This is a genomic window from Rhizobium pisi (genome assembly GCF_003938655.1).
Classification (GTDB): Bacteria; Pseudomonadota; Alphaproteobacteria; order Rhizobiales; family Rhizobiaceae; genus Rhizobium; species Rhizobium pisi.
Window position 1 is genome coordinate 17,734 of sequence record NZ_RJJT01000012.1, and the last position, 23,856, is coordinate 41,589.

Sequence of the window (23,856 nt, forward strand, 5' to 3'; positions counted from 1 at the left end):
ATGCGCAACTATCCCACCATTCAGGACATCCGTGAAGCTCAGCAACGACTAAAGCCGCACGTCAGGCACACGCCGCTGTTGCGTGCCGACAAAATCGAGAAAGCGGCTGGTTGTCAGCTCTACCTCAAGCCGGAAACCCTGCAGATCACTGGCGCATTCAAGATCCGCGGCGCCCTGAACAAGGCTCTCTCGCTCCCCCGAGAAGAGATCGCAAATGGGATCATTGCGACCTCGTCGGGGAACCACGCCCAGGCGCTTGCTTACGCAGCCAAGATGCTCGGCGTAAAAGTGATGTTGGTGCTGCCGGTCACCACACCCAAAATCAAGATCGCTAATACGGAAGCACTTGGCGCGGAAGTCATTCTTTTTGATGGCGATAATGCTGCTAGATGGAGAAAAGTCTACGAGATCGCTGAAGGAAACAATTATGCGGTCATTCACGGCTTCGAGGACCCCGTCGTAATGGCTGGTCAGGGAACGATCGGGTGCGAGATCCTCGAAGACTTGGAAGATGTGGACACGGTCATCGTACCCCTGGGCGGTGGAGGGCTGATTTCGGGCATCGCCACTGCGATCAAAGAAACGAAGCCATCGGTGCGTGTTATCGCGGCAGAGCCTGCCTTGACGCCGAAATATTTCTACAGCCGTAAAAACAAGGAGCGCACATCGCTTCCATTAAAGAACACGATCGCGGATGGTCTGAGGTTAAGCGTTCCGGGTCAAAATCCGTACCCGATTATCGAAAAGTATGTCGACGAGATTGTTCTTGTTGAAGACGAACACATCATTGCCGGAATGCGCGCCCTTGCCAAGGATGCAAAATTGATCGCGGAACCAGCCGCCTCCATCGGAATAGGAGCCCTGTTGGCAGGCAGCATACACGTGAAGCCAGATGAGAAAGTGTGTGCGGTTTTGTCTGGCGGGAATTGGGATCTAAGCGACCTTGCCGAGATTTACAATTTGGCGCTGTGATCGGTCTCAGCGTCGGTCTGGACACTACCCCGATCGCCGTTCGACGTCTGCGATTCTCATATCCTCTCTCACAATTGCAAACAGTCCGACCGCGGGGCGGATCGGGATTTCATTCGGCAGGGAAGATAGATCAGAGCCATTCAAGGGAGCCACCAGTGAAACATAGCCACAGCTTCTATATCGACGGTCAATGGGTTGAGCCGTCCGTTTCTAAAACTCTTGAGGTCATCGATCCCTCGACCGAAGAGCCGATGGGTACGATCGCCCTCGGCAGTGCCGCCGACGCTGAAAAGGCGGTCGCGGCCGCACGGCAAGCCTTTGCCTCCTTCTCGCAGACATCCAAGGAAGAGCGCGTCGAACTGCTGAGGCGCATTGTAACGATCCTGAAGCGCCGCAATGACGAGCTCGGCGAAATCATCTCGCGGGAAATGGGCGCGCCGCTCGCCATGGCCCGGGCCGAGCAGGCCGGTATCGGCGCTACCCATTTCGAACAGACGATCAAAGCCTTCGAGAGCTTTGCCTTCGACTACATGCAGGGGACCACCTGCATCATGCACGAGCCGATCGGGGTCGTCGCGATGATCACGCCGTGGAACTGGCCGATCAACCAGATCGCCTGCAAGGTCGCTCCGGCGCTCGCCACGGGATGCACCATGGTCCTGAAGCCTTCGGAGATCGCTCCGTTCAACGCCGTGCTCTTCGCCGAGATCATGGATGAGGCCGGCGTGCCGAAGGGGGTGTTCAACCTCGTTCAGGGCGACGGGCCTACGGTTGGTGCGGCGCTGGCCAGCCACCCGGATGTGGATATGGTGTCCTTCACCGGGTCGACGCGCGCCGGCATTGCCGTGGCCCAGGCGGCGGCACCAACCGTCAAGCGAGTGCATCAGGAGCTCGGCGGCAAGTCGCCGAACATCATCCTCCGCAGCGCCGACTTCTCTGCCGCGGTCGCCGCCGGCGTACGCCGGTGCTTCGGCAATTCCGGCCAGACCTGTACTTCGCCAACACGAATGCTGGTGCCTGCGGAGCGAATGGACGAAGCAAGCTCGATCGCCGCGCGGGAGGCGGATGCTCTGGTTGTCGGCCCCCCACATGACCCTCGCACCGATCTCGGACCGGTCGCAAGCGCGGCCCAGTTCGACAAGATCCAGGCGTTGATCGAACGCGGCATCGCGGAAGGAGCGGAGCTTGTCACCGGCGGCACTGGTCGCCCTTCGCATCTCAATTCCGGCTATTACGTGCGCCCGACGGTGTTTGCCCGCGTCACCAACCAGATGACGATTGCGCGAGAGGAAATCTTCGGCCCGGTGCTGTCGATCATCGGTTATGACAACGAAGAAGAAGCCGTGGCGATCGCCAACGATACGCCCTACGGTTTGGCAGCCTACATTCAGGGCGATCCAAAGGAAGCGCGAGCTCTCGCAGGCAGGCTGCGCGCCGGCAGCGTTCGCCTCAATAGCTCCACCTGGGACAGTGCCGCCCCTTTCGGCGGCTACAAGCAATCCGGCAACGGTCGGGAATACGGGAAGTTCGGACTGCACGAGTTTACCGAGATCAAGGGCATAGCCGGCTTCTCGAACGAGTGAATGGTCAAAGTCGGTGTAGCCGTTTCGGATGCCTGCACAATGGGCTGTGATTACAATCAAACGCGAGATCCAAGGGTACGCGTGATCACGGGTGATCGCGTGGATCGACCGCTCTGAAGATGCCGTCGCGCGTGAAACGCCATCCCCGCGTCAGCATAAGCCGGACGGGTCAAAATTGAATGTGACCTCAGGCGACGTTTTCACTCATTCAGGAGAAGATCAGCCGACCCGTGCAGTTCGAACTGACCGATCAAACACGGAAGGCTGTCGCTGCATCGATGGAACGTCGAAAGGTCGGTGAACGGGATTCCCTGTTTGACGAACCCGACCGTAAAGATCGGCCCGGTCCAGTCATTCCGCACCCTTCACGGACGACCGCTGTGCGCCCCCAAAAGCGGTTATTGAGGAACGGCCCCGGTTACTCGCAAGCGGACATCGATAGCGGCCGCGCAACAAACGCGCCCTATGTCCGACGTGCCGTTGCGTCAAGCTCATATCACACCTCTCACCCCAGCAGGTCGCGCGTGCGGAAGGGATCTCCGAAAGGCCTTGTCTGGTCCCCTTCGAACGCAAAGAGAAGGGGCGAACGGACCGCCCCGGTCTCATCATCGTAACAGCGCTTGAGCTGGCTTTTCAGGCGCGCTTGAGGGCTGGCTCCAGGCCAACGGCGGCGGCTAGCCCACCGATATCCTTGATCTCGGTGTATTCGTAATAGGGATTGGCCGGCTCATGGCCGCGGTTGACCCAGACCTTGCTCTTGATGCCAAGGTCATAGGCAGTCATCAGGTCGTAGCGGAAGGATGAGGACACATGAGTAATGTCTTCCGGTCCGCAGCCGAGCTTGTCGAGCATGTATTCGAAACCCTTCATCAGAGGTTTATATGCGCCGACTTCTTCTGCCGTGATTACCATATGGATGGGCGCGCCCAGTTTTTCCACGTTCGACATGATCAGGCTGTTCATGGAGTTCGAGAGGATGACCAGCGGAATTTCGTTGGCCACCCTGGACAGGCCAGCCGGGACGTCCTGGTGCGGCCCCCAGGTTGGCACCTCGTCGTAGATGTGTTGCGCGTCTTCGGGTTTGAACGGGATACCGATGCGTTTGCAGCTGCGTTCGATTGAATTCTGCACCACTTCGAGGAACGGTTTCCATGGGCCCAGCACCTCGTCAAGGCGATAGCCCCTGAAAGCCTCGACGAAGGCCGCCATCGCTTCGGGGGAGAGGCGCTCGCCGTAGACGCGTCGCGCAGCGCCGGCCATGTCGAAATTAGTCAGCGTGCCGTAGCAGTCGAAGGTCACGTACTTCGGTCGAGATTGAGTCATGGCGTATATTCCTTCCAATTTTCATGGCACGGTGTGCCTATCCAAGGTCATTTTAGCGGGCATGCCGCCTGTCCAAAGGGGTCGCTATTCCGACAGACCGCAATACGGTCGAGGCAGGTACCTTTGCGAATCTGGTCATTTGCTCTCCTTTTCAGATACCGGGCCAACCCACCAAAGCGGATCTCTCCGAGTTGTTCGCTGCATTCCGACCAGCGGCAGAACACTGGCATAATTTTGTGGCGATAGCAACTGATTGTCCAACAATCTTTGAATCTCCTCCTGCAGTTCTCCATTGTCGGCATATGTGTGTCGCTACAAAGCAATAACCTCCAGTCCGTTATCCGTTGGTTTTATTTCATTTTTTCTAAAAAAGATCAAAAACGCTAAACTCGGTCACATTCGTCATCGAAATAAATTGTTGTACAATTATTTAAGCATGAGATACTGAAGTCATCGAACTGCCCATTCCGAGGCAGGATATAAATGAGTTTGAAGATGGGTCATGAGCATCAGTGCGGGCCAGCCCGCGTCCCTGAGCTTTCCGAGGCGTGCCATACCGTGGGCACTGCGGAAGCCGAACGAATCGCCGAGCGGCTATATGGCACGCGCGGCTCGGCATCGCGATTTGAAACAGAAAAGGACGACACGTTCCTCCTCGACTGCGCGGCCCAGGGGAAGTTTGTATTGAAGATCGCTCATCCTTCTGAGCGGATCGAGGAACTCGATTTCCAGGTCTCGCTGATGCGGCATTTGGAGCGGCGAGCCCCTGATCTACCAATCCCCCGCACACTTCGCGATGTCGACGGGGCGGATTTGCCCATCGTCACTACGAGTGGCGGCGAGCGGCGAGTGGTGCGCCTTATTACCTTCCTTGCCGGCACCCCGCTCGACCGGACATCTTGCACAGCCCCACAGCGTGAACGGATCGGCGAAATCCTGGCAAAGCTGCGTCATTCCATGGCCGATTTCTCGCACCCCGCAGACGGCCGGACGGTGGCGTGGGACGTCACCCATCTGCTCGACCTCACCAATCTTTTGAGATGCATCCCGGAGGGCAGCAAGCGAACCTGGACCGTCCGCGCGCTCGAGCGGTTTACCGAAGTCAAGCCGAAGCTCGATTTATGCCGGCGGCAAGTGCTCCACAACGACTTCAATACGTCGAACCTGGTCGTCGATCATGCCAGTCCGCAGTTCCTGTCCGGCGTCATCGACTTCGGCGATGCGGTTCGTACCGCCATCGCCGTTGATGTCTCCACGGCATTGATGAACCAGATGCCAAAAACCTTCGACCATGGGAACCGGCGTGACCTGTTTGACGAGCCGCGCGACGTTCTGCGCGGTTATCTCCGCCACGCCGAACTGACGGAGGAGGAGATCCGACTCATCCCCTTCCTATCGATGGGACGTCTTGCTGTCCGTGCGCTGCTGACGTGCTGGCGCGCCGAGATCTTCCCCGAGAATAGCCGCTACATCCTGCGCAACACCGAAGCCGGCTGGGCTCACCTCGAGTGGTTCCACTCGATTTCCACCGCACAGATTTCTGATCTTCTGACACGATAGGAACCGCAATGTCCAAACAAGCGACTACGCTGCCCAAGGGCTTCCGTGGCGACATGCCAAATGGCTTCAACCCTCAGGACACGTCTCATCTCACAAGTGAAGATCTGGCGCATGTCGCAAGGCGGCAAAGGCTGCTCGGGCCTGCTTATCGGCTTTTCTACAAGTCGCCGGTTGAGATCTCCCGTGCCAAGGGCGTCTTCCTTTATGACAAGCACGGCAACGAATATCTCGATGCCTACAACAACGTGGTGTCGCTGGGTCACTCTCATCCGCGTGTCATCGAGGCCATCCAAAAGCAGCTCGAGGTACTTTGTACACACACGCGTTACATGCAGGAGCCGCTGCTGGACTATGCCGAAGCCCTGATCAATACGTTCGGTGGCGAACTCGGCCGGACCGGATGCGCGATGTTCACATGCACGGGTTCGGAAGCCAACGATCTCGCCTTGCGAATCGCGCGTTACCACACACGCAAGACCGGCGTCATCGTCACGGCCGAAGCCTATCACGGCAACAGCGGCGCGGTGGCGGCAATATCGCCGTCGCTCGGCAGGAAGTCGGCTCTGGATCCCTATCTTCGCACGGTCGCGGCGCCCGATTCCTATCGGCTGCCCATCCAGGAAATCGGCCGGCGGATGGCAGAGGATGTCGCGCGGCAGATCGCCGACATGGAGCGGCACGGCGGCGGCCTAGCGGCATTCATCGCCGACTCCGTCTTCTCCTCCGATGGTCTTTACGTCGATCCGACGGACGTATTGGCGCCCGTGGCGGAAGTGGTGCGCAAGGCGGGCGGCCTGTTCATTGCCGACGAGGTGCAATCCGGATTCGGGCGGACCGGCACCCATCTTTGGGGTCACCGTCGTCACAAGATCGATCCGGACATCGTCACCATGGGCAAGCCCATGGGCAACGGCTATCCCGTAGCCGGCGTAGTGCTGCGGCCCGAACTCGTCGCCGAATTCGGTTCCAGCTTGCGCTACTTCAACACGTTTGGCGGCAACTCGGTCGCTATCGCCGCCGCAAGAGCCGTGCTCGACACGATCCTCGAAGAAGGCCTGATGGACAATGCTGTCAAGGTCGGCGGCGAAATCCTCGACGGCCTCCGGGATCTACAGAAGAAATATGAATTCGTCGGCGATGTTCGCGGCGCCGGACTCTATTTCGCCGTCGAACTCGTCAAGGATAGAGATCGGAAGACGCCGGACATGGACCGTGCGCTTGCAGCCGTCAATGCCTTGCGCGACCGGCGCATTCTCATTTCCGCGACGGGAGCGGACGCGCATATCCTGAAGATCAGGCCCCCGCTCATCTTCACACCGGCCAATGCGGCACGTCTGCTCGAGGGCATCGACGAGGCGCTTCGGTCCGTGCATACCTAGGACCCGCCACCAGGCAGCCAGGAGGCACAAATCATCTAGCCTTGCCCTGCGCCGCCTCGTGTGGCGTAGGTACACGAACATGATCAACGAGCAAAGCCAAAACCATGCCGCCGCTGTCCGCCAAGAATCAAGCCGAAGATCCAAAGATGAAGGTCGAGCCCTTGCCCGCCAGCGCGGTGGAAATCCTGACTCACGCCTTGCGACGGCGCATCTTGTCAGGGGATTTCCGACCGGGCGAGTTCCTCCGTGACGTGAAGATGTGCGAAGAGCATTCGACCTCGCGGCACACATTCCGTACAGCAGCTCAGGTGCTCGTCACGCAGGGCCTGCTGCGTCAGATACCGAACCGGGGCTTTGTGGTGCCCGAATTCGGGCCAGACGATATCGTCGATATCACACGCGTGCGCGGCGCCATCGAGGGCGAGGCCATTCGTCTGATTGTGCTGACCGGCGTCATCCCATCTCAGGCGCTGGAGGCGGTGGACGTGATGCACAGGTCGACTCTATCCTCCGACAGATCTGCATTGGTTGCTGCGGACCGTGACTTCCATCGCGCGATCATCGCCGCCAGCGGGAGCGTTCGGCTGAAGCGGACTTATTCAGACCTCGAGGGCGAGATCGAGCTCCTCCTCGCACAGCGGCAGGATTTCTACGCCACCGCCGAAGAAATGGCGGAAGAACACGAGCGGCTCATCAACAGTTTGAGAAGCCGCCACTACGATACGGCGCGGGACGCGTTCCAGGAGCATTGGGAAGATCTCCAGATCAAATTGCTCGATCAACGCTGACCCCAGCGCTCCCCTGCGGAATTCGACCGCTCGGAAAGGATAACCTGCCAGGCGGCACAGAGGATGCCGGTCCCGCGCGTTCGACGCGGAGCAAGCACCATCTCTGATGCTTCCTCTCTGACTTCGGGAGGCCCTGCTTCTCGGCTCGCGGCTTCGACGCTAAGCGTATGGCACCGAATACGCAGTTGCGGCCGCTGCTGGCCAACTCGATCGAATAACGGTACGGAGAAGTTTCATGCGTGAATACTCCATCGCAGCCATACCTGCCGACGGCATCGGACCTGAGGTGATCGCTGCCGGCCAGACTGTTCTTGCAAGCCTGGAGATGCGACTCGGCGACGTAAAATTCACCTTCGAAAATTTCAACTGGGGATCTGACTACTACAGGAAACATGGTGTGATGATGCCGTCGGACGGGCTGGAGCAGCTCAAGAAATTCGACGCTATCTATTTCGGCGCGGTCGGAGCACCCAATGTTCCGGACCATGTCACCCTGTGGGGGCTCAGATTGCCGATCTGCCAGAGCTTCGACCAATACGCCAATGTCCGGCCAACCAAGATCCTGCCTGGCATAACCTCGCCGCTGCGCAATTGCGGCGCCGGCGACCTCGACTGGGTGATTGTGCGTGAGAACTCCGAAGGTGAATATTCCGGCCATGGCGGACGCGCTCACCGCGGCCTGCCCGAAGAGGTCGGCACTGAGGTCGCCATCTTTACCCGCGTCGGCGTCACCCGCATCATGCGCTACGCCTTCAGGTTGGCCCAATCCCGACCGCGCAAGTTGCTCACGGTCGTTACGAAGTCCAATGCCCAGCGGCATGGTATGGTCATGTGGGACGAGATTGCTTGTGAAGTGGCGGAGCAATTCCCCGCGGTTACGTGGGACAAGATGCTGGTCGATGCCATGACGGTGCGGATGACGCTCAAGCCACGGAGCCTCGACACCATTGTGGCAACGAACCTGCACGCCGATATTCTTTCCGATCTCGCTGGTGCTCTTGCCGGTAGTCTAGGGGTTGCACCGACGGCGAACATCGATCCGGAGCGCCGCTTTCCCTCGATGTTTGAGCCGATCCACGGCTCCGCCTTCGACATTGCCGGCAAAGGCATCGCTAACCCGGTTGCCGCCTTCTGGACTGCTGCCCAGATGCTCGACCACCTCGGCGAGCGGGAAGGCTCGTCCCGCCTCATGCGCGCTGTCGAGCGGGTGACCGGTGCCGGAATCCTTACCCCCGACGTGGGCGGTTCAGCCACTACCTTGGATGTTACCGAGGCCGTCTGCGACGCGCTCCACTCCTCGAATTTCTAGGGACACGCGGCTGACCATGACCTGGAACGATCACAAAGCAAGGAAGGCATTTCGCCGGCGCCCTCCTCATCAGCGGGAACTAGCCAATGAAACTTGATAGGATTGACGTCAAGATACTGAACGCATTGCAGACGAATGGCCGAATGACGAATGTCGAGCTTTCGGAAGTGGTCAATCTCTCGCCAAGCCCCTGTTTGCTGCGCGTGAAAAAGCTGCAGGCGGAGGGCTATATCCAAGGCTACTCTGCGCGGATCGATATGGCAAAACTGGGCCAGGCGCTGACGGTGTTCACCGAAATCACTCTGAAGAACCACCGTCAACTTGACTTCGCGAGATTCATTACGGCGATTGAGAAGATCGATCAGGTTATCGAGTGCCATTTGGTTTCGGGAGGCTACGATTATCTCGTAAAATTTGTAACCGCCGGAATCGACGAGTACCAGACGATCATGGAACGGCTCCTGGATTTGGATATCGGCATTGACAAGTACTTCACCTTCGTCGTCCTGAAATCACCCCTGATCAAAGTGCATTTGCCGCTTGCAAGCCTGCTCCAGCAGTAACCTCGTACCGGACCTCGGTAGTCGGCATCTCGTGCCGCTGGGATGATGAGAGACGACAGCTGAAGAACCATTTCAAAGCGGCGGAGCAGTGGATGTTGCAATAGGGGACCGCCATGCTGACGAAGGGCTACTGCATTTTGGCAGGCAGCGTACACGTAAACGACGATGAAAAGTGTGTGAGTCTGGCGGGAATTGGGATTAATCGACCTGGCCGGAGGTTTCAGTGGATCTTTCTGACCGCCAGTCGCGTGGACGCCTCTGGGGCGAGACGCTCTTCTGTCCCGGAGGAAGTCAGAGGTATTCAATGCCGCCGCCTCGCACTTCGGACGTCACGTCAGCCAATAGCTTGGCTCGCAAGGCAAAAAGTTTGAACAGCCGGTGTTTCAGAGTGGTCCGCGGCGCCGCGAACCATCGCAACGACGGTGCCCTCCCGAGGCAGCCCCCAGTCTTGGAGCGGTGACGAAAGGCTGGTCTGTTTGGGGATGTCGACTCGCACAGTGCGACCTTCCTTGCCGGAGAGGATGAAGGCAAGCAGGTCCCTCGCCTGTTCCGAGTTTTCCGCAACGACAGGCCCGACGACTTCACCCTTTCCGAACAACCGCGTTGCCGCAAATGCGACGATACGATCACCTTGCCGGATGGCGGCGAAACTCCCCTCCTTCGCCAGAGCATTGTATATCGCGTCACGGTCGGCCCCGAATGCCGTACGATCAAGCGCTTTGATTGCCGGCAGCGCGTCAGGCCCGGCCCAGTCAGCATTTTCAGGGGCAACGACGTGGCTGACGACCCCTTGGTGGCGGACGATTTGGTGCGTCGCGACGAATCCCAGTTTTTCATAAAGAGGCAAGCCGTCATTCGTCGCCGTCAATCGGCATTCACGATCACCAGCGAGTTCCAACACGGCGGTGGTCAGTTTTCTTCCCAATCCCCGGCCACGCTGGCTTTCGTCGACAATAATCATGTTAATGGCTGAGCAAGTGTGGCCGAAGGGAGTCATGAGTGCGGTACCCACAACCCGGTCGCCGGCGAGCGCAACGCGTCCTTCGCTCAGAGACCGTATGATTTCCCAGTCTTCCCTCCTGTGCGCCCAACCCGCTGCACGGGACAGTGCGAGCGCTCCGTCCACATGGTGAGCCTCGAAAGGCGCAAAAACGATCGATTCCGTTTGCATGAGTTCATCCATTCGTGGGTCTCCAGCTCACCAGCGATAAAGAGCGACGGGTCTATGAAACCGCGGCCAGAATCGAGATTCCTGGCCGGACGGGCGACATGGGTACATAAGCCGCGCAAAGAGGGCGGGCGGACTAACCCCCCCATCCGATTTCAAGAGGCGCTGACCGAAACGGCTTGCCTGCCGCCTCGCTCCGTCTCGCCTGCAGATGCGACGATGCACGTTAAAATGGCATCGGTTGTTCGAATGATCAGGTGACGGTGACGAAAATCTTCCGCACCGTCTCGATTGTCTTCCAGACCCCGACGTAGCCCGGCTTCATCACGAAGCTGTCGCCGGCGCGATAAATCACGGGGTCCTTGCCCCGCTCCGTCAGTTCGATCACACCGTGCACGAGGTGGCAAAATTCAAACGTCTCGCCCTTGATGGAGTGCGTTTCGCCGGGCGTCGCCTCGAAAACACCGGTATTGACCTTGCCGTCCTTGGCGATGTCCTGCAGCCACGTCTTGAAGGCGGGGCTGCCCGAAATCAGGCGATCCGGCTCGGCAGTTCTATGCTTCGGCTCGAAGGACGGATTGGAGTCGATGGTCTTCAGTAGGGACATTCATCTTTCCTATTCTTGCTGCGGTCACTGAGGTCATTGTTCGGTGATTCGAGCATGCCTGACGTTCTGCACGCGATCGCCAACACGTATCCGGCGTTGCTCGCGACGACCTACCAAGTGACAGCGATGTACTTGGTTTCGAGGTATTCGAGCATGCCGTGATGGCTGCCTTCGCGTCCGAGGCCACTCTGCTTCGTGCCGCCGAATGGCGCCGCAGCGTCGGAAACGACACCGCGGTTAATTCCTACCATGCCGCTCTCCAGCCTGCCGGCGACTGCAAGCACATGCTTGAGGTCTCGGCTGAAGATATAGGATACAAGCCCGTATTCGGTGTCGTTGGCCAGATCAACGACCTCGTCCTCGGTATCAAACACAATCACCGGCGCAACCGGACCGAAGATTTCTTCGCGAAGTATCTCGGCGTCCGGAGAGACATTGGCGAGAACGGTTGGCAAATAATAGAAGCCCTCGCCGCTCAACCTGCTACCTCCTGTCACCAGCCGGGCTCCCTTGGAGATCGCGTCATCTACCAGGCGCTCCACCTTGGTCACCGCAGCATCGGTGATCAGTGGGCCAAGCTGCGTATCCGGTGCCAGTCCTGGCCCGACGTTGAGCGCTGCCATCTCCTCCGCGAAGCGGCGTATGAAGTCAGCGGAAATCCCCCTTTGGACGTAGAAGCGGTTCGCGGCCGTACAAGCCTCACCGCCGTTGCGCATCTTTGCAACCATTGCGCCAGCGACCGCCGCTTCCAGGTCGGCATCATCGAATACGATGAAAGGCGCGTTGCCGCCCAATTCCATTGAGCAACTGACGACCTGGTCTGCGGCTTCGCGCAGCAGCATCCTGCCAACGCCGGTCGAGCCGGTGAACGACAGCTTCCGGACCCGTTTGTCGTGCAGCATTGCACTCACCACAGGACCGGCTTTTTTCGTGGGAACGATGTTGACCACTCCGGCAGGAACACCTGCCTGCTGCATCAGTTCTCCTATGGCGAGCGCAGTCAGAGGCGTCTCGGCTGCCGGCTTCAGGATGCAAGTGCAGCCTGCAGCCAATGCCGGGGCAATTTTTCGGGTCGCCATCGCTGCCGGGAAATTCCAAGGCGTTACCAATACGGCGATACCAATCGGCTCATGGCTGACAATGATCTGGTTTGCGCCGGAAGGTGCTAATCCAAATTCTCCCGGAGCCCTCACAGCCTCCTCGGCATACCAGCGAAAAAACTCGGCCGCGTAGGCGACCTCCGATCTCGCGTCGGGAAGCGCCTTGCCATTTTCCACCGTGATCAGTTGCGCCAGCCACTCGGCTTGTTCGAGTAGAAGGTGAAAACACTTCATCAGGACATCCGCGCGCCGCCGTGGCGAAGTTGCTTTCCAGGCCGCAGCCGCCTTTTCTGCGGCGTCGACGGCCGCCGTCGCATCCGGGATATCGCCGTCACAAACTGTGGCGATTGCTTTCGCAGTCGAAGGATCGATCACATCGAAGGTCCGGCCACCTTTTGCCGAAACCCATTCGCCACCGATGAACAGTTGCGTGGGAGCTTCGCATGCTACAGCCGCCTGCGAAGGCGCGCGGCTTCTTTCAAGTGTCGGAGTTGCTTTCACGTTCACCACCATTCGCTACCAATTAGGATATTTGTGCGATCAATATAGAATTGGTTTAGTGATTGGTGTCAACATAGATCAAATTGGTCTCACGGATTATTTTCGATCTTCTGAAATAGGAGTGCTCTGCGGTAAACAGAACAGCTCGAAAACTGGCGTTCTCCCACCTGCGCAAAGGGAGAACGCTAGCGAAAGGAGCTTTCTTGGTCGACGTGAATTAGCGTCACGCCGGCCTTTCGGAAGCGCTCGTACGCCACTTGATGAGCCGCTTCTCGGCTTCTTCATTTCCAGACTAATCATGTCTGTTCACCTTAGCTCCGGCCTTTGCTAGTTGTTGTCTGCTGCGCGTGTGCCAACGCAGGGACTTGATTGCACGTGGACGGCACGAACCTTGGCGCCGTGGCGGACTTGCAGAAACGAATAGGGCATCTGAACTCAGCCCTTCAGGCGTCTGAGGAGCATCTTCCTGTCGTGCCGCGCGTACATCGAGTAAACAATAGGAATGAACCAGGGTTTGCCGTTGAAAAATGGGAGGGCTTTTGGAGCAGCGTCGAAATCGAATGCGGAGCGCGATTGTTCCACGTCACCGAGGATCTTGAACGCCGCCTTCTTGCCCAGCCATCTGGCCCACACGACACCGGAGCCGCAATAGCCGGTCGCATAGACTGTATTTCCGCGGGAGAACATGCGCGGGATCATGTCGCGGTTCATGGCGACATAGCCAAACCAGCTGTGCGTAAGACCTATTCTTGCGAGTTCGGGAAAAAGCCGCGCAAGTTCACTTTGCAGATGTGCAATCGGAGCTGCCGGGTCTCCGGCAGTCGTGCCATCGCGTCCGCCGAACAAGATCCGCGAGCCGTCGTGCGACGGCCGGTAATAGTAGCTGAGCTTACGCAGGTCGCCATACATCATGCGTGGCGGCATCAGCCGATCCATCAACCCTTTGTCTAGGGCTTCAGTTGCGATGATCCTGCTGCGCACAGGAACAATGCGTCGACGCAGCCACGGGTCGAAACCGTCGGTATAGCCATCAGTGCAGACAAGAAGTTTTCTGGCGAACACCTCGCCGCGTTCCGTTTGAATTTGCACGCCTCCGGCCTCGCTAGTCGAGCCAAGGACTGCGGTATTGTCATGAATGACCGCCGTCGATGTGTTCACCAGATTGATCATGGCCGCAAGAAGCTTGGCCGGTTGTAGCCCACCGATGTCTTTGCGCACGAGGCCTCCGACATAAAGGTCGGTTCCGATGAACTTAGGGACATCAGCCCTTTGCACGGGATATGCCTCGATGCCGAGATTCTCTTGCAGAAAGACTGCCTGACGACGGAGTTCGTCGGCTTCGTCATCCGTCATGGCCCCGCTGAAAGCGCCAGACAACGAGAAATCGCATTCGATATTCTCGTCTTTGAGGAAGCGCCAGAGATCCTCTCGCGCCGCCTTGCCTTCCAGGAGTATGGCTTGTGCCCTCTCCTGCCCGAACCTTCTGACCAGATCCTTGCGCCCCGGGCGGATGCTTCCGCTGGCCATGCCCCCATTGCGGCCCGAGGCCGCCAAGCCAAGGGTCTGACGGTCAAACAGCTGGACATGCTTGCCGGCACGCGCAAGTTCAAGCGCCGCCGACAAACCCGTGTACCCTCCGCCAACGATCGCAACGTCGCATGTCTTCTCGACGTTCCGTGCTGGCAGGGAAGGAAATGTGCTGTCCTCCCACCAGTAAGGTGTCAATTTGATAGAATGTCGTTGAGCTTGGATCATCAGAGCTTAAGTTCCGGAAAAATGGTGTGAAGTTATGATGGCTTAGTCTCGGCAAACCCAGAGCTTGCGCGTCGTTTCGATGACCCTCCAGGTGCCGACGAAACCCGGATGCATGGCGAAAGCGTCGCCGGCAGCAATCCGCCGTGGCTCACAGCCATCCTCGATTAGTTCGGACACGCCCGAAAGAATGACACAAAATTCAAAAGTTTCGCCCTTGATCGAGCGGTAGGCGCCGGGCGACGCTTCCCAAATGCCGGAGCGAACGACGCCGTCAGACGTCTGCGCGATGTCCCAGGCGAGAAACTGCGGGTTACCCTCGACAAGCCTTTCGGGCACGGGTTGCCCTTTACGCGGCTGAGGCAGGTTGTCGTAGTCGATGAAAGTGAGTTTGGACATTGGAAGACCTTTCTTGGATCTGTTTATCGGACGAACGACAGGCGCCGCTCGAGGAGTTTCAGGGCCGTCAAAACGACGATGTTTATGGCGAGATAGAACGCCGCGGTGACGATGAAGATGTCCATGATCGCGAAAGTCTCGCTCATGAGCCGCTTCGCATATCCGGTAATTTCCAGAACGGTAATCGTTGATGCGAGGCTGGATTCCTTCACGATGATCGCCGCCTCGCTGCTATAGGCGGGAAGTGCCTGGCGCACGGCAAGCGGGAACTTCACCCTCTTAAAGACGTGCCACGGGTGCATGCCACAGGCTTCTGCCGCTTCGATAAGTCCTTTCGGCAGGGAGAGGAAAGCCGTGCGGAAAATCTCCGCAGTGTAGGCACCGGTGTTGAGCACCACGGCAAGGATTGCAGCATTCAGCCCGTCTCCGATCATCCACCATAGAGCAGGGTTCTGACGAATAAAGCTCACCTGGGCCAAGCCGTAATAGATGACGAAGACCTGGACCAGCATAGGCGTTCCGCGGAAGATCGCGCAGTAGGCGTCGCATAAGCGGCGCAACGCCCGGCTCCTCGAGCAGCGCGCGAGCCCGACGGCGACACCAAAGGGAAGCCCGATACCGAGGCCAAACACGGCGATCAGCAACGTTGTCCTGGCACCTATGACAAGGAACGGAACGGCATATGCAATTATCCCGAAATCCATGTCATCGTCCTCGGAAGCCGCGGTCGAGCGCACGTTCTACGCTGGAAAACACGGTTTGACTGACTGCGGTCATGCAGAAGAAGAGCGCCGCAGCGATGCAGTAGAAAAGCAGCGGGGATCGCGTGATTCCTGCACCGATGGCAGCCGTCCTCATCAATTCCTGTAAGCCGACGACCGAGACGAGCGACGTATCCTTGATCGTCATCTGCCAGACGTTGTTGATCCCGCCAAGCGCCAGCCGCAGTGCCAGCGGGAACGTGATGCGCATAAACGTTACCCCTCTTGGCAAGGCGAGCGACTGAGCGGCTTCCAGCAGGCCGTAAGGCACCGCCTGAAGCGCACCCCGGATGACTTCGATCGAATAGGCACACGAGATGACGGCAATCGCGATTACTCCGACGATATAGGGGTATGCGTTATCAGCCGAGTCCTGGTAGCCGAACGTAGCCGTAATCGCCTTCACCCACTCGATCGACCCGAAAAAGAGGAGATAGATGACCAGCAAGCCGGGAATGCCGCGAACAAGAATACTGTACCCGTCGACAAGTTGCGAGACGACCATGACCTTCCGCCAGCGCATGATGGCCAAGGGTGTTGCAACCAAAAAACCGAGTGCCATTCCGATCAAGCCGATCGCGATCGTGACGACACTTCCTTTCAGCAGAGCCAGCGCCCAACTTTGCTCCACCATCAACATCCAAAGGTCATCCAACATGGACACAATCCCCGTGACCTGCCTTGGGCTGTGCCAAGGCAGGCTTCATGTTCAAAACGATCACTTCTTGCAGGGAATCGTGTAATCGTCCTGGAACCAATGCATCGAGGCTTCCTTGACCTTGCCCTCGTTGATCATCTTGCAAAGGGCGGCATCGACCTTGGTTTTGAGTTCGGTATTGCCCTTGCGCATCCCGACTCCCATGCCGTGGCCAAGAACGTCTGGGTCGTCCATGGCCATGATCTTCAGATCGATCTTCGTGAAGTTGGCGCCGTCGGGCGTTGCGAGAAAGTCCATCCACGTTGGCGAATCCGCGAAGGCGACGTCGATACGGCCGCTCGCGAGGTCGGCGGTCAGCTGGGTGGTCGCATCATATGTTTTCAGATCGGCTCCGTGCATCCGTTTCTCCATGAACCTGGCGTATGTCGTTCCCGTAACGACGCCAACACCCTTGCCCTGAACGGCCTTCTCTATTTCGGCGAGGCTTTTAAGACCTGCAAGCGGGGAGTCCTTAGCGACAGCGAAATAGAGCGGTGTTGTCGCATAGGGTATCGAGTAATCGATCTTCTTCTGACGCTCTGCAGTAATACCAAGGCCCGAAATGATGACGTCAAACCGATCGCTATCCATGGAGGGCACCAGCGAACTGAACGTTTGCACAACGAACTCACACTTCAGTTTCAGCTCGGCGCAGATCCCATTGGCGATATCGGCGTCGAAACCGGTTACCGTGCCGCTGGGATCGGCCATGCTGAACTTCGGCGCATCGCCCTCCGTTCCGATGCGCAGAACGCCGTCCTTTGCCGACGCGCCGGTTGCGAATGCGCAGACGAGAAGGCTAGTTGCGAATGCTGACTTGATGACATTGATGTTGATCATGATTGTTACCCCTTATGGTTGTCGTTGTAGCGCGCGTTCAGGCGTTGGCCGCCATCACTGTCGATAGAAACCGCTTCACCCCTTCCGTCGCGGGATTTCGAAACAATTCCTTCGGTTCGTCATCCTGCTCAAGGCGACCATTTTGCAGGAATATCATCCGGTTCGACACATCGCGTGCGAACCGCATTTCATGCGTGACGAGGAGGATCGTAGCCCCCGCTTCCGCCAGCGCCCTTATGACTTTCAGCACTTCACCCACGAGCTCGGGGTCCAGCGCCGACGTCGGCTCATCGCACAGCATCAGTTTTGGTCTCATTGCCAGAACACGTGCGATCGCGACACGTTGTTGCTGCCCGCCCGAAAGCTGTTGCGGGTAGCGGTCGCGGAAACTCGCCATGCCGACTTTCGACAAGGCCGAGAGCGCAACCTCTTCGGCGTCTTTTCTGCCGAGCTTCAGCACCCAAACGACTGCCTCGGTCACGTTGGCCAGGACGCTCAGGTGAGGCCAGAGATTGAAGTTCTGGAACACCATGCCGATCTGTCTGCGAAGGTTCCTGATATCGCGACCGTTGACGATCTGGCTTCGGCCGCGCTGGTCATTGACGACGGAGACGGACTGGCCCATGCACTCGATCCGACCTGATGTCGGCGTCTCCAGAAAATTGATGCAGCGAAGTACGGTACTTTTTCCACATCCGGACGACCCGATCAGAGAGATGACTTCACCTTCTCTCATGTCGAAACTGATACCATCCAGCACCTTCGTCGATCCAAACGTCTTAGTGAGTTCGTGAACCTTTAGAATTGCGTTCATGCGTGGAGCCTCAGACAATTGCCCATTCGTTATCCCGCCACCAGTCCTTGGGAGTCCAGTTCCCGCAGCACCTCGTCAACGGCAGCCCTTGCGATCGCAACCATTTCGTCGATTTCCGCTTCCGTCATCACAAGTGGCGGTGCAAAGCCCAAAATGTCTCCATGCGGCATCGCGCGCGCTATGAGGTTGCGATTTCGAGCGGCTTGCGAGATGCGCGCGCCGACCTTCAGGCCGGGATCGAACGAAGCCTTGGTGTCGCGATCGGAAACGAACTCGATGGCTGCAAGCATGCCAACGCCACGAACTTCCCCGACGATCGGGTTTTGCTCGAATTCTGCCTTCAGCCGCTGCAAAAGATAAGCGCCCTTGGTCGCGGACTGGGCCGCCAGGTTTTCGCGCTCGACGATATCAAGCACTGCGTTCGCCGCGGCGGCGCCAATCGGATGGCCAGAATAGGTGTAGCCGTGTGAGAAGGAGCCCACCCGCGGCGTCGCCTCCTCCATGACCTCATAGACTTTCTGCGAAACGATGGCCGCCGATAGTGGCACATAGGCTGACGTCAAGCCCTTGGCGACGGTGACCAAATCGGGTTCCATGCCGTAGAGATCCGAACCGAACATGGCGCCGGTGCGGCCAAACCCGCAGACCACCTCGTCGGCAATCAGCAGCACGTCGTACTTCTTCAGCACAGCTTGGATTTTCGGCCAGTATCCTGCCGGCGGCGGTGTAATGCCTCCCGTTCCAAGGACCGGCTCCGCGATGAAGGCGCCGACAGTGTCGGGCCCTTCGGCGAGAATAAGCGCTTCCAGTTCATCAGCGCGACGCTGTGAAAAGATTTCTTCGGTCTCACCAGGCATCGCACCGCGATAGAAATGCGGCACGCCGGTACGCAGAATCCCCGAAACCGGGAGATCCATATGATCGTGGTAAAAGCTCAAGCCTGTCATCGAACCGGAAACCACAGAACATCCATGGTAGCCACGCTCACGCGAGATGATCTTCTTCTTTTGCGCTTTCCCGCGGAGATTGTTGTAATACCAGACGATCTTCGCCTGCGTCTCGTTCGCGTCCGAACCGGACAGCCCGTAGAAGACCTTCGACATGTTGCCTGGCGCCATTCGCACCAGTCGATCCGAAAGTCGTGCGAGCTCCTCGGTCGTATGTGCGGCGTAAGAATGATAATAGGCAAGCTTGTAGGCCTGCCGGGCGATCGCTTCGGCGACTTCAGTGCGGCCGTAGCCGACATTCACGCAGTAGAGACCCGCAAACCCGTCCAAATATTCTCTGCCGGACGCGTCCCTAATACGAACGCCCTTTCCCGTCTCGACGATGGTAGGATCGGTCTCCCCGGCTGCGTAATTCTTAAGGTAGGTGAACGGATGCAGAACGGTCCTGCGGTCCATGTCAGCTATTTCAGCAATGTTGGTCATTTCTAAATTCCTCATGCAGCGAGGTCATCGTCGGGCTGAACGTTTCTGCCGCCTCTCTCTTGTCCATTCAGCGTAGAAGCATTGAGGCGATGAATTCCGGCGTAAGTATTGCTGAGACGAGGAATTCCTGCTTTCTATGGCTACAAAACGATGAAATCCTGCGGAGTTTCCAATGCAGCTCGACCGCCTAGATGCTCGCCTTCTCAGTATCGTGCAGGTTCATAACAGACACAGCAGCGAGGAGCTCGGTGCGATGGTTGGTCTTTCGGCCACTGCGGTGCAGCGCCGCCTCAAGCGGCTTCGTGAGGCTGGAGTGATTGAGGCGGAGGTTGCGGTTGTGAAACCTAAATCTGTCGGCCGACCGATCGCAATGCTGGTACTGGTCACGCTCGAGCGCGAAAGAGCCGACATCGTCGACCGGTTCAAGCAATCGATCCGGCAGACGCCAGAAGTGATGAACGGCTACTATGTAACGGGAGATGCGGATTTCGTCTTGATTGTCACTGCCGAGAGCATGGAGGACTATGAGGTCTTTACCCGCAAGTTCTTCTATGAAAATCCCGACATCAAGGGGTTCAAGACAATGGTGGTCATGGACCGCGTCAAGACAGGCTTTTCAGTTCCGATCGACTTTGATCACTTCTCCTGAGATTGCCGCCGACGGCCGCTCAGACGCGTCGACTTTGCGCAAAGATTGACACATTGAGGGATTGCATGGGCGAGTGGGCTTCTTGCCCGACCACTTGTCCGTCCGAGCGCTGGAGCCGGACGACGAACAAGCGGCAAGCGACCAGCATCATGAGCAAAATGCACGGCAGATTGGTCTGTTTGTGCCGTTCCGACTGAGCGATTTGCATCGCATGGTATGCGCACAAATCGCTTCATCGGAGGAAACCACATGAAGATCTACAATATTGCCCTAATCGGATTTGGCGGCGTCAACCGTGCCTTGACCGAGCTCATCGCGACAAAGAGCCCGCTTTGGGAACGGGACCTTGGTTTCCGCCTGAACATCGTTGCGGTCAGCGATCTCCATCTGGGCTCCGTCATTTCGCCCAACGGTCTGGATGCCAAGACCCTCGTGGAGGCGAATTTCGCGAAAGGCGGTTTTGGCCAGCTCTCCGGCGGCAGCGCCGAGGCCGACAACGAAGCCATTATCAAGACGGCGCCCGCCGATATCGTCGTGGAGGCGACTTTTACGAACCCGAAGGACGGCGAGCCCGCGGTTTCACACTGCCGCTGGGCTCTCAACTCGGGCAAGCACGTCGTCACCACGAACAAGGGGCCAATAGCGATTGCTGGTCGCGAACTGAAGGCACTTGCCAAGGCGAACACTGTTCACTTCGAGTATGAGGGCTCCGTGATGAGCGGCACGCCCGTCATAAGGATGGCATGGAAGACCCTTGCCGGAGCAGAGGTGAAAGGGTTTGAAGGGATCCTCAACGGCACGTCGAACTTCGTCCTCGGTCGCATGGAGGACGGTCTCGACTTCGCCAGCGCTGTTGCGGAAGCGCAGGCCCTGGGCTATGCCGAAGCCGATCCGACCGCCGACGTCGAAGGTTTCGACGTTCGCCTGAAAGTCGTGATCCTGGCAAATGAGCTGCTGGGAGCAAATCTCAAGCCGGAGGATGTCTCCTGCCGCGGCATCTCCGAGCTTTCCCCTTCCGACATTCAAGCAGCTGCCAAGGTTGAAAGCCGTTGGAAACTGATCGGGTCCGCAGTTCGCAATGCCGACGGGACGATAACCGGCAGTGTCGCGCCCAAACAGCTTGCTCTCGGACATACGCTCGCCGGCGTCAACGGCGCTACCAACGCAGTATCGCTGAACACAGAGCTTCTCGGCCCCGTTACGGTTAGTGGCCCAGGCGCCGGTCGAATCGAAACCGCCTACGCACTGCTGTCCGACATCGTGGCTATACACAATGCCCAGTCGGCCAGTTTCGCGAAGGAGGCAGCGTGATGCCCGGTCTAGCCTTGAAGCCCGCCTCTTCCAACGAGATCATCGTCAGTAATCCTTTCGACGGCAGTTTTGTCGGCGCCATCCGAGAGACCAGTGCCGACGCTGTGGACCTGTTGCTCGAACGCGCCAGGCGCGGCGCGCAGATTGCCCGATCGCTCCCCCGCCACCAGCGCTCTGCGATTCTCGAAAGGGCCGCAGCCGCCATCGAAGAACGTAAGGAGGAGTTTGCGCTCCTGATCGTGCGGGAGGCGGGGAAGACAATTGCCCAGGCCCGCAAGGAGGCGACACGTTGCGTCAACACGCTGAAACTCTCTGCGGAAGAGGCCAAGCGGAATGCTGGCGAAGTCATTCCATTCGATGCCTATGCTGGATCGGAAACTCGCCAGGGCTGGTTCACCCGGGAGCCGCTAGGGATCATCGCGGCGATCACGCCGTACAATGACCCGCTCAATCTCGTGGCGCACAAGCTTGGCCCCGCCATCGCCGGCGCAAATGCAGTAGTCCTGAAACCGTCGGAACTTGCCCCTCTCTCAGCCCTCAAGCTGGTGGACGTGTTAATCGAAAGCGGTTTGCCGGACGAGGTCATCACGGTCGCTGTTGGCGGCGCCGACCTGGGCAAGGCGATTGTTTCGGCAAAAGACGTTCGCATGATCTCCTTTACAGGGGGCTTTGTCACGGGCGAGGCCATCGCACGATCTGCAGGCATCAAGAAGCTCGCAATGGATCTCGGTGGCAATGCGCCGGTTATCGTGATGGAAAATTGCGAAGTTAACGCCGCCGTGGAAGATTGCGTGTCAGGTGCCTTCTGGGCGGCTGGCCAGAACTGCATCGGAACGCAACGAATTCTGGTACAGCGCTCGATCTATGAACGCTTCAAGACCGAGTTCGTGGCCCAGACCACCCGGATAAAAACCGGCGACCCGATGAACTCCGAGACTGACATGGGCCCGATGATCTCCGAAAACGCGGTGAACCGAGCCGCCGCTATGGTGGAACGAGCAATCGCTGCCGGCGCGATGCTGCTTTGCGGTCACAAGCCAGCCGGCACCCTCTATCCTCCGACCGTCCTGGAAAACGTACCGGCCGCTTGCGACGTACTGAATGAGGAAGTCTTCGCCCCGGTCGTCATACTGCAGCCGTTCGATGACCTTGAAGAGGCAATAGAGCTGGCTAACAAGCCGGAATACAGCCTCCATGCCGGGATCTTTACCAACGATCTTGCCAGTGCCCTGGAGGCAGCAAAGCGGATCGACGCCGGCGGCGTCATGATCAACCAGTCGTCGGACTATCGGTTCGACGCAATGCCGTTTGGCGGATTCAAATACGGCAGCATGGGACGCGAAGGGGTTCGCTTTGCTTATGAGGACATGACCCAGCCTAAGGTCGTCTGCATCACGTCGCTCCAGCACTGATCGCCGGCGCCGGCGCCAGTTTGAACCCATCGTCGTTTTTGGAAGTCAAGATGTTCAAAGGATCCATCACTGCCCTTGTCACCCCATTTGACGATGGGAAAATCGATGAGGTCGCGCTTCGCACCCTCATCGAATGGCAGATCGCCGAGGGCACGTCAGGGCTTGTCCCCTGCGGAACGACGGGGGAAAGCCCGACCCTCACTCATGCCGAACACAAGCGAGTCGTGGAAATCACGATCGAGGCAGCGGATGGCCGCGTTCCGGTCATCGCCGGCGCCGGCTCCAATAGCACCGAGGAAGCAATCGGCTTCGCGCGGCACGCTCAGGAGGCCGGCGCGGACGGTTTACTGATCGTCTCACCGTACTACAATAAACCCACCCAGGAGGGGATCTATCAGCACTTTAGGGCGATCGACGCTGCAGCTACGATTCCGATCATCGTCTACAATATTCCGGGCCGGAGTGTGATCGATATTCAAGTCGAAACGCTAACCCGCATTTTTATGGATTGTCCGAACGTCAAGGGCGTCAAGGACGCGACAGGCAATCTCTTGCGACCGTCGTTGGAGCGGATGGCCTGCGGTAATGAGTTCAATCTTCTCACCGGCGAAGATGGCACGGCGCTGGGGTACATGGCCCATGGCGGCCACGGTTGCATCTCGGTGACCGCAAATGTTGCTCCCCGGCTATGTGCAGACTTCCAGCGGGCATGCCTGGGAGGCGACTTTACGGCGGCACTGGCTCTTCAAGATCGACTGATGCCCCTGCATCGCGCGCTATTCCTCGAGACCAGTCCGGCTGGCGTGAAATTCGCGCTGGCGCAACTCTCAAAGATCCGAGGTGACCTGCGCCTTCCTCTCGTGGAGGTGAGCGATCCTGTTAAAGAGGTTATTACTCATGCCATGCGCCACGCCGGAATTCTGGACTAGGAGGAACGG

General features: G+C 58.3%; 22 protein-coding genes. 11 read left to right on the forward strand and 11 right to left on the reverse strand.

The annotated features are described in order from the left end of the window. Positions 1–972 (forward strand): threonine/serine dehydratase family protein, encoded by a 972-nt coding sequence (locus tag EFD55_RS17905; RefSeq protein WP_125846398.1) that lies wholly within the window; start codon positions 1–3, stop codon positions 970–972. Positions 973–1,127: 155 nt separating this feature from the next. Further along, positions 1,128–2,555 (forward strand): aldehyde dehydrogenase family protein, encoded by a 1,428-nt coding sequence (locus EFD55_RS17910; RefSeq protein WP_125846399.1) that lies wholly within the window; start codon positions 1,128–1,130, stop codon positions 2,553–2,555. Positions 2,556–3,188: 633 nt separating this feature from the next. Here the strand turns inward: EFD55_RS17910 and EFD55_RS17920 are convergent. Next, positions 3,189–3,878, reverse strand: a complete 690-nt coding sequence (locus EFD55_RS17920) for a haloacid dehalogenase type II (RefSeq protein ID WP_125846400.1) — start codon at positions 3,876–3,878, stop codon at positions 3,189–3,191. Between the two features lie 483 nt (positions 3,879–4,361). Between EFD55_RS17920 and EFD55_RS17925 the strand changes: the two genes are divergently transcribed. The 5 genes from EFD55_RS17925 to EFD55_RS17945 all read left to right on the forward strand — a co-directional run bounded on the left by EFD55_RS17925 (position 4,362) and on the right by EFD55_RS17945 (position 9,477). Continuing rightward, positions 4,362–5,438 (forward strand): phosphotransferase, encoded by a 1,077-nt coding sequence (locus EFD55_RS17925; RefSeq protein ID WP_165504872.1) that lies wholly within the window; start codon positions 4,362–4,364, stop codon positions 5,436–5,438. Positions 5,439–5,446: 8 nt separating this feature from the next. Further along, positions 5,447–6,817, forward strand: coding sequence for an aspartate aminotransferase family protein (locus EFD55_RS17930; protein ID WP_125846401.1), 1,371 nt, complete (start codon positions 5,447–5,449; stop codon positions 6,815–6,817). A gap of 104 nt (positions 6,818–6,921) precedes the next feature. Further along, positions 6,922–7,605: a GntR family transcriptional regulator gene (locus EFD55_RS17935; protein ID WP_125846402.1), complete on the forward strand. Its 684-nt coding sequence runs from the start codon at positions 6,922–6,924 to the stop codon at positions 7,603–7,605. Between the two features lie 235 nt (positions 7,606–7,840). Further along, the gene (locus tag EFD55_RS17940) at positions 7,841–8,914 is read left to right on the forward strand and encodes a tartrate dehydrogenase (RefSeq protein ID WP_125846403.1); all 1,074 of its coding nucleotides are present in this window, start codon (positions 7,841–7,843) and stop codon (positions 8,912–8,914) included. A gap of 86 nt (positions 8,915–9,000) precedes the next feature. Further along, a complete protein-coding gene (locus EFD55_RS17945) occupies positions 9,001–9,477 on the forward strand; it encodes an Lrp/AsnC family transcriptional regulator (RefSeq protein WP_125846404.1) in 477 nt (158 codons plus the stop codon). A 334-nt stretch (positions 9,478–9,811) separates the two neighbouring features. Here the strand turns inward: EFD55_RS17945 and EFD55_RS17950 are convergent, their stop codons facing one another. The 10 genes from EFD55_RS17950 to EFD55_RS17995 form a co-directional block, all read right to left on the reverse strand. Then, on the reverse strand, positions 9,812–10,660 hold the full coding sequence (locus tag EFD55_RS17950; RefSeq protein ID WP_125846405.1) for a GNAT family N-acetyltransferase: 849 nt from the start codon (positions 10,658–10,660) through the stop codon (positions 9,812–9,814). Positions 10,661–10,898: 238 nt separating this feature from the next. After that, positions 10,899–11,252 carry a cupin domain-containing protein gene (locus EFD55_RS17955; RefSeq protein ID WP_125846406.1) on the reverse strand — a complete coding sequence of 118 codons (354 nt, stop codon included), beginning with the start codon at positions 11,250–11,252 and terminating at the stop codon, positions 10,899–10,901. Positions 11,253–11,362: 110 nt separating this feature from the next. Further along, a complete protein-coding gene (locus tag EFD55_RS17960; RefSeq protein WP_125846407.1) occupies positions 11,363–12,865 on the reverse strand; it encodes an NAD-dependent succinate-semialdehyde dehydrogenase in 1,503 nt (500 codons plus the stop codon). A 423-nt stretch (positions 12,866–13,288) separates the two neighbouring features. Further along, complete coding sequence (locus EFD55_RS17965) at positions 13,289–14,608, reverse strand: NAD(P)/FAD-dependent oxidoreductase (protein ID WP_165504871.1); 1,320 nt, start codon at positions 14,606–14,608, stop codon at positions 13,289–13,291. Between the two features lie 42 nt (positions 14,609–14,650). After that, entirely contained in the window at positions 14,651–15,004 is a 354-nt protein-coding gene (locus EFD55_RS17970) for a cupin domain-containing protein (RefSeq protein WP_125846408.1), read from the reverse strand. Positions 15,005–15,027: 23 nt separating this feature from the next. After that, a complete protein-coding gene (locus EFD55_RS17975; RefSeq protein ID WP_125846571.1) occupies positions 15,028–15,708 on the reverse strand; it encodes an ABC transporter permease in 681 nt (226 codons plus the stop codon). Position 15,709: 1 nt separating this feature from the next. Then, positions 15,710–16,423: an ABC transporter permease subunit gene (locus tag EFD55_RS17980; protein ID WP_125846409.1), complete on the reverse strand. Its 714-nt coding sequence runs from the start codon at positions 16,421–16,423 to the stop codon at positions 15,710–15,712. A gap of 60 nt (positions 16,424–16,483) precedes the next feature. Then, complete coding sequence (locus EFD55_RS17985) at positions 16,484–17,302, reverse strand: transporter substrate-binding domain-containing protein (protein ID WP_125846410.1); 819 nt, start codon at positions 17,300–17,302, stop codon at positions 16,484–16,486. Between the two features lie 37 nt (positions 17,303–17,339). Further along, positions 17,340–18,116, reverse strand: coding sequence for an amino acid ABC transporter ATP-binding protein (locus tag EFD55_RS17990; protein ID WP_125846411.1), 777 nt, complete (start codon positions 18,114–18,116; stop codon positions 17,340–17,342). 29 nt (positions 18,117–18,145) lie between these two features. Then, positions 18,146–19,546, reverse strand: a complete 1,401-nt coding sequence (locus EFD55_RS17995; RefSeq protein WP_125846412.1) for an aspartate aminotransferase family protein — start codon at positions 19,544–19,546, stop codon at positions 18,146–18,148. A 172-nt stretch (positions 19,547–19,718) separates the two neighbouring features. Between EFD55_RS17995 and EFD55_RS18000 the strand changes: the two genes are divergently transcribed. The 4 genes from EFD55_RS18000 (at position 19,719) to dapA (ending at position 23,847) form a co-directional block, all read left to right on the forward strand. Further along, positions 19,719–20,195, forward strand: coding sequence for an Lrp/AsnC family transcriptional regulator (locus tag EFD55_RS18000; protein WP_125846413.1), 477 nt, complete (start codon positions 19,719–19,721; stop codon positions 20,193–20,195). Between the two features lie 249 nt (positions 20,196–20,444). Then, positions 20,445–21,506 carry a homoserine dehydrogenase gene (locus EFD55_RS18005; RefSeq protein WP_125846414.1) on the forward strand — a complete coding sequence of 354 codons (1,062 nt, stop codon included), beginning with the start codon at positions 20,445–20,447 and terminating at the stop codon, positions 21,504–21,506. After that, entirely contained in the window at positions 21,506–22,918 is a 1,413-nt protein-coding gene (locus tag EFD55_RS18010) for an aldehyde dehydrogenase family protein (RefSeq protein WP_125846415.1), read from the forward strand. The genes EFD55_RS18005 and EFD55_RS18010 overlap by 1 nt, the downstream gene beginning before the upstream one ends. Before the next feature lie 50 nt (positions 22,919–22,968). After that, entirely contained in the window at positions 22,969–23,847 is an 879-nt protein-coding gene (dapA, locus tag EFD55_RS18015; protein WP_125846416.1) for a 4-hydroxy-tetrahydrodipicolinate synthase, read from the forward strand. Positions 23,848–23,856: the final 9 nt, after the last annotated feature.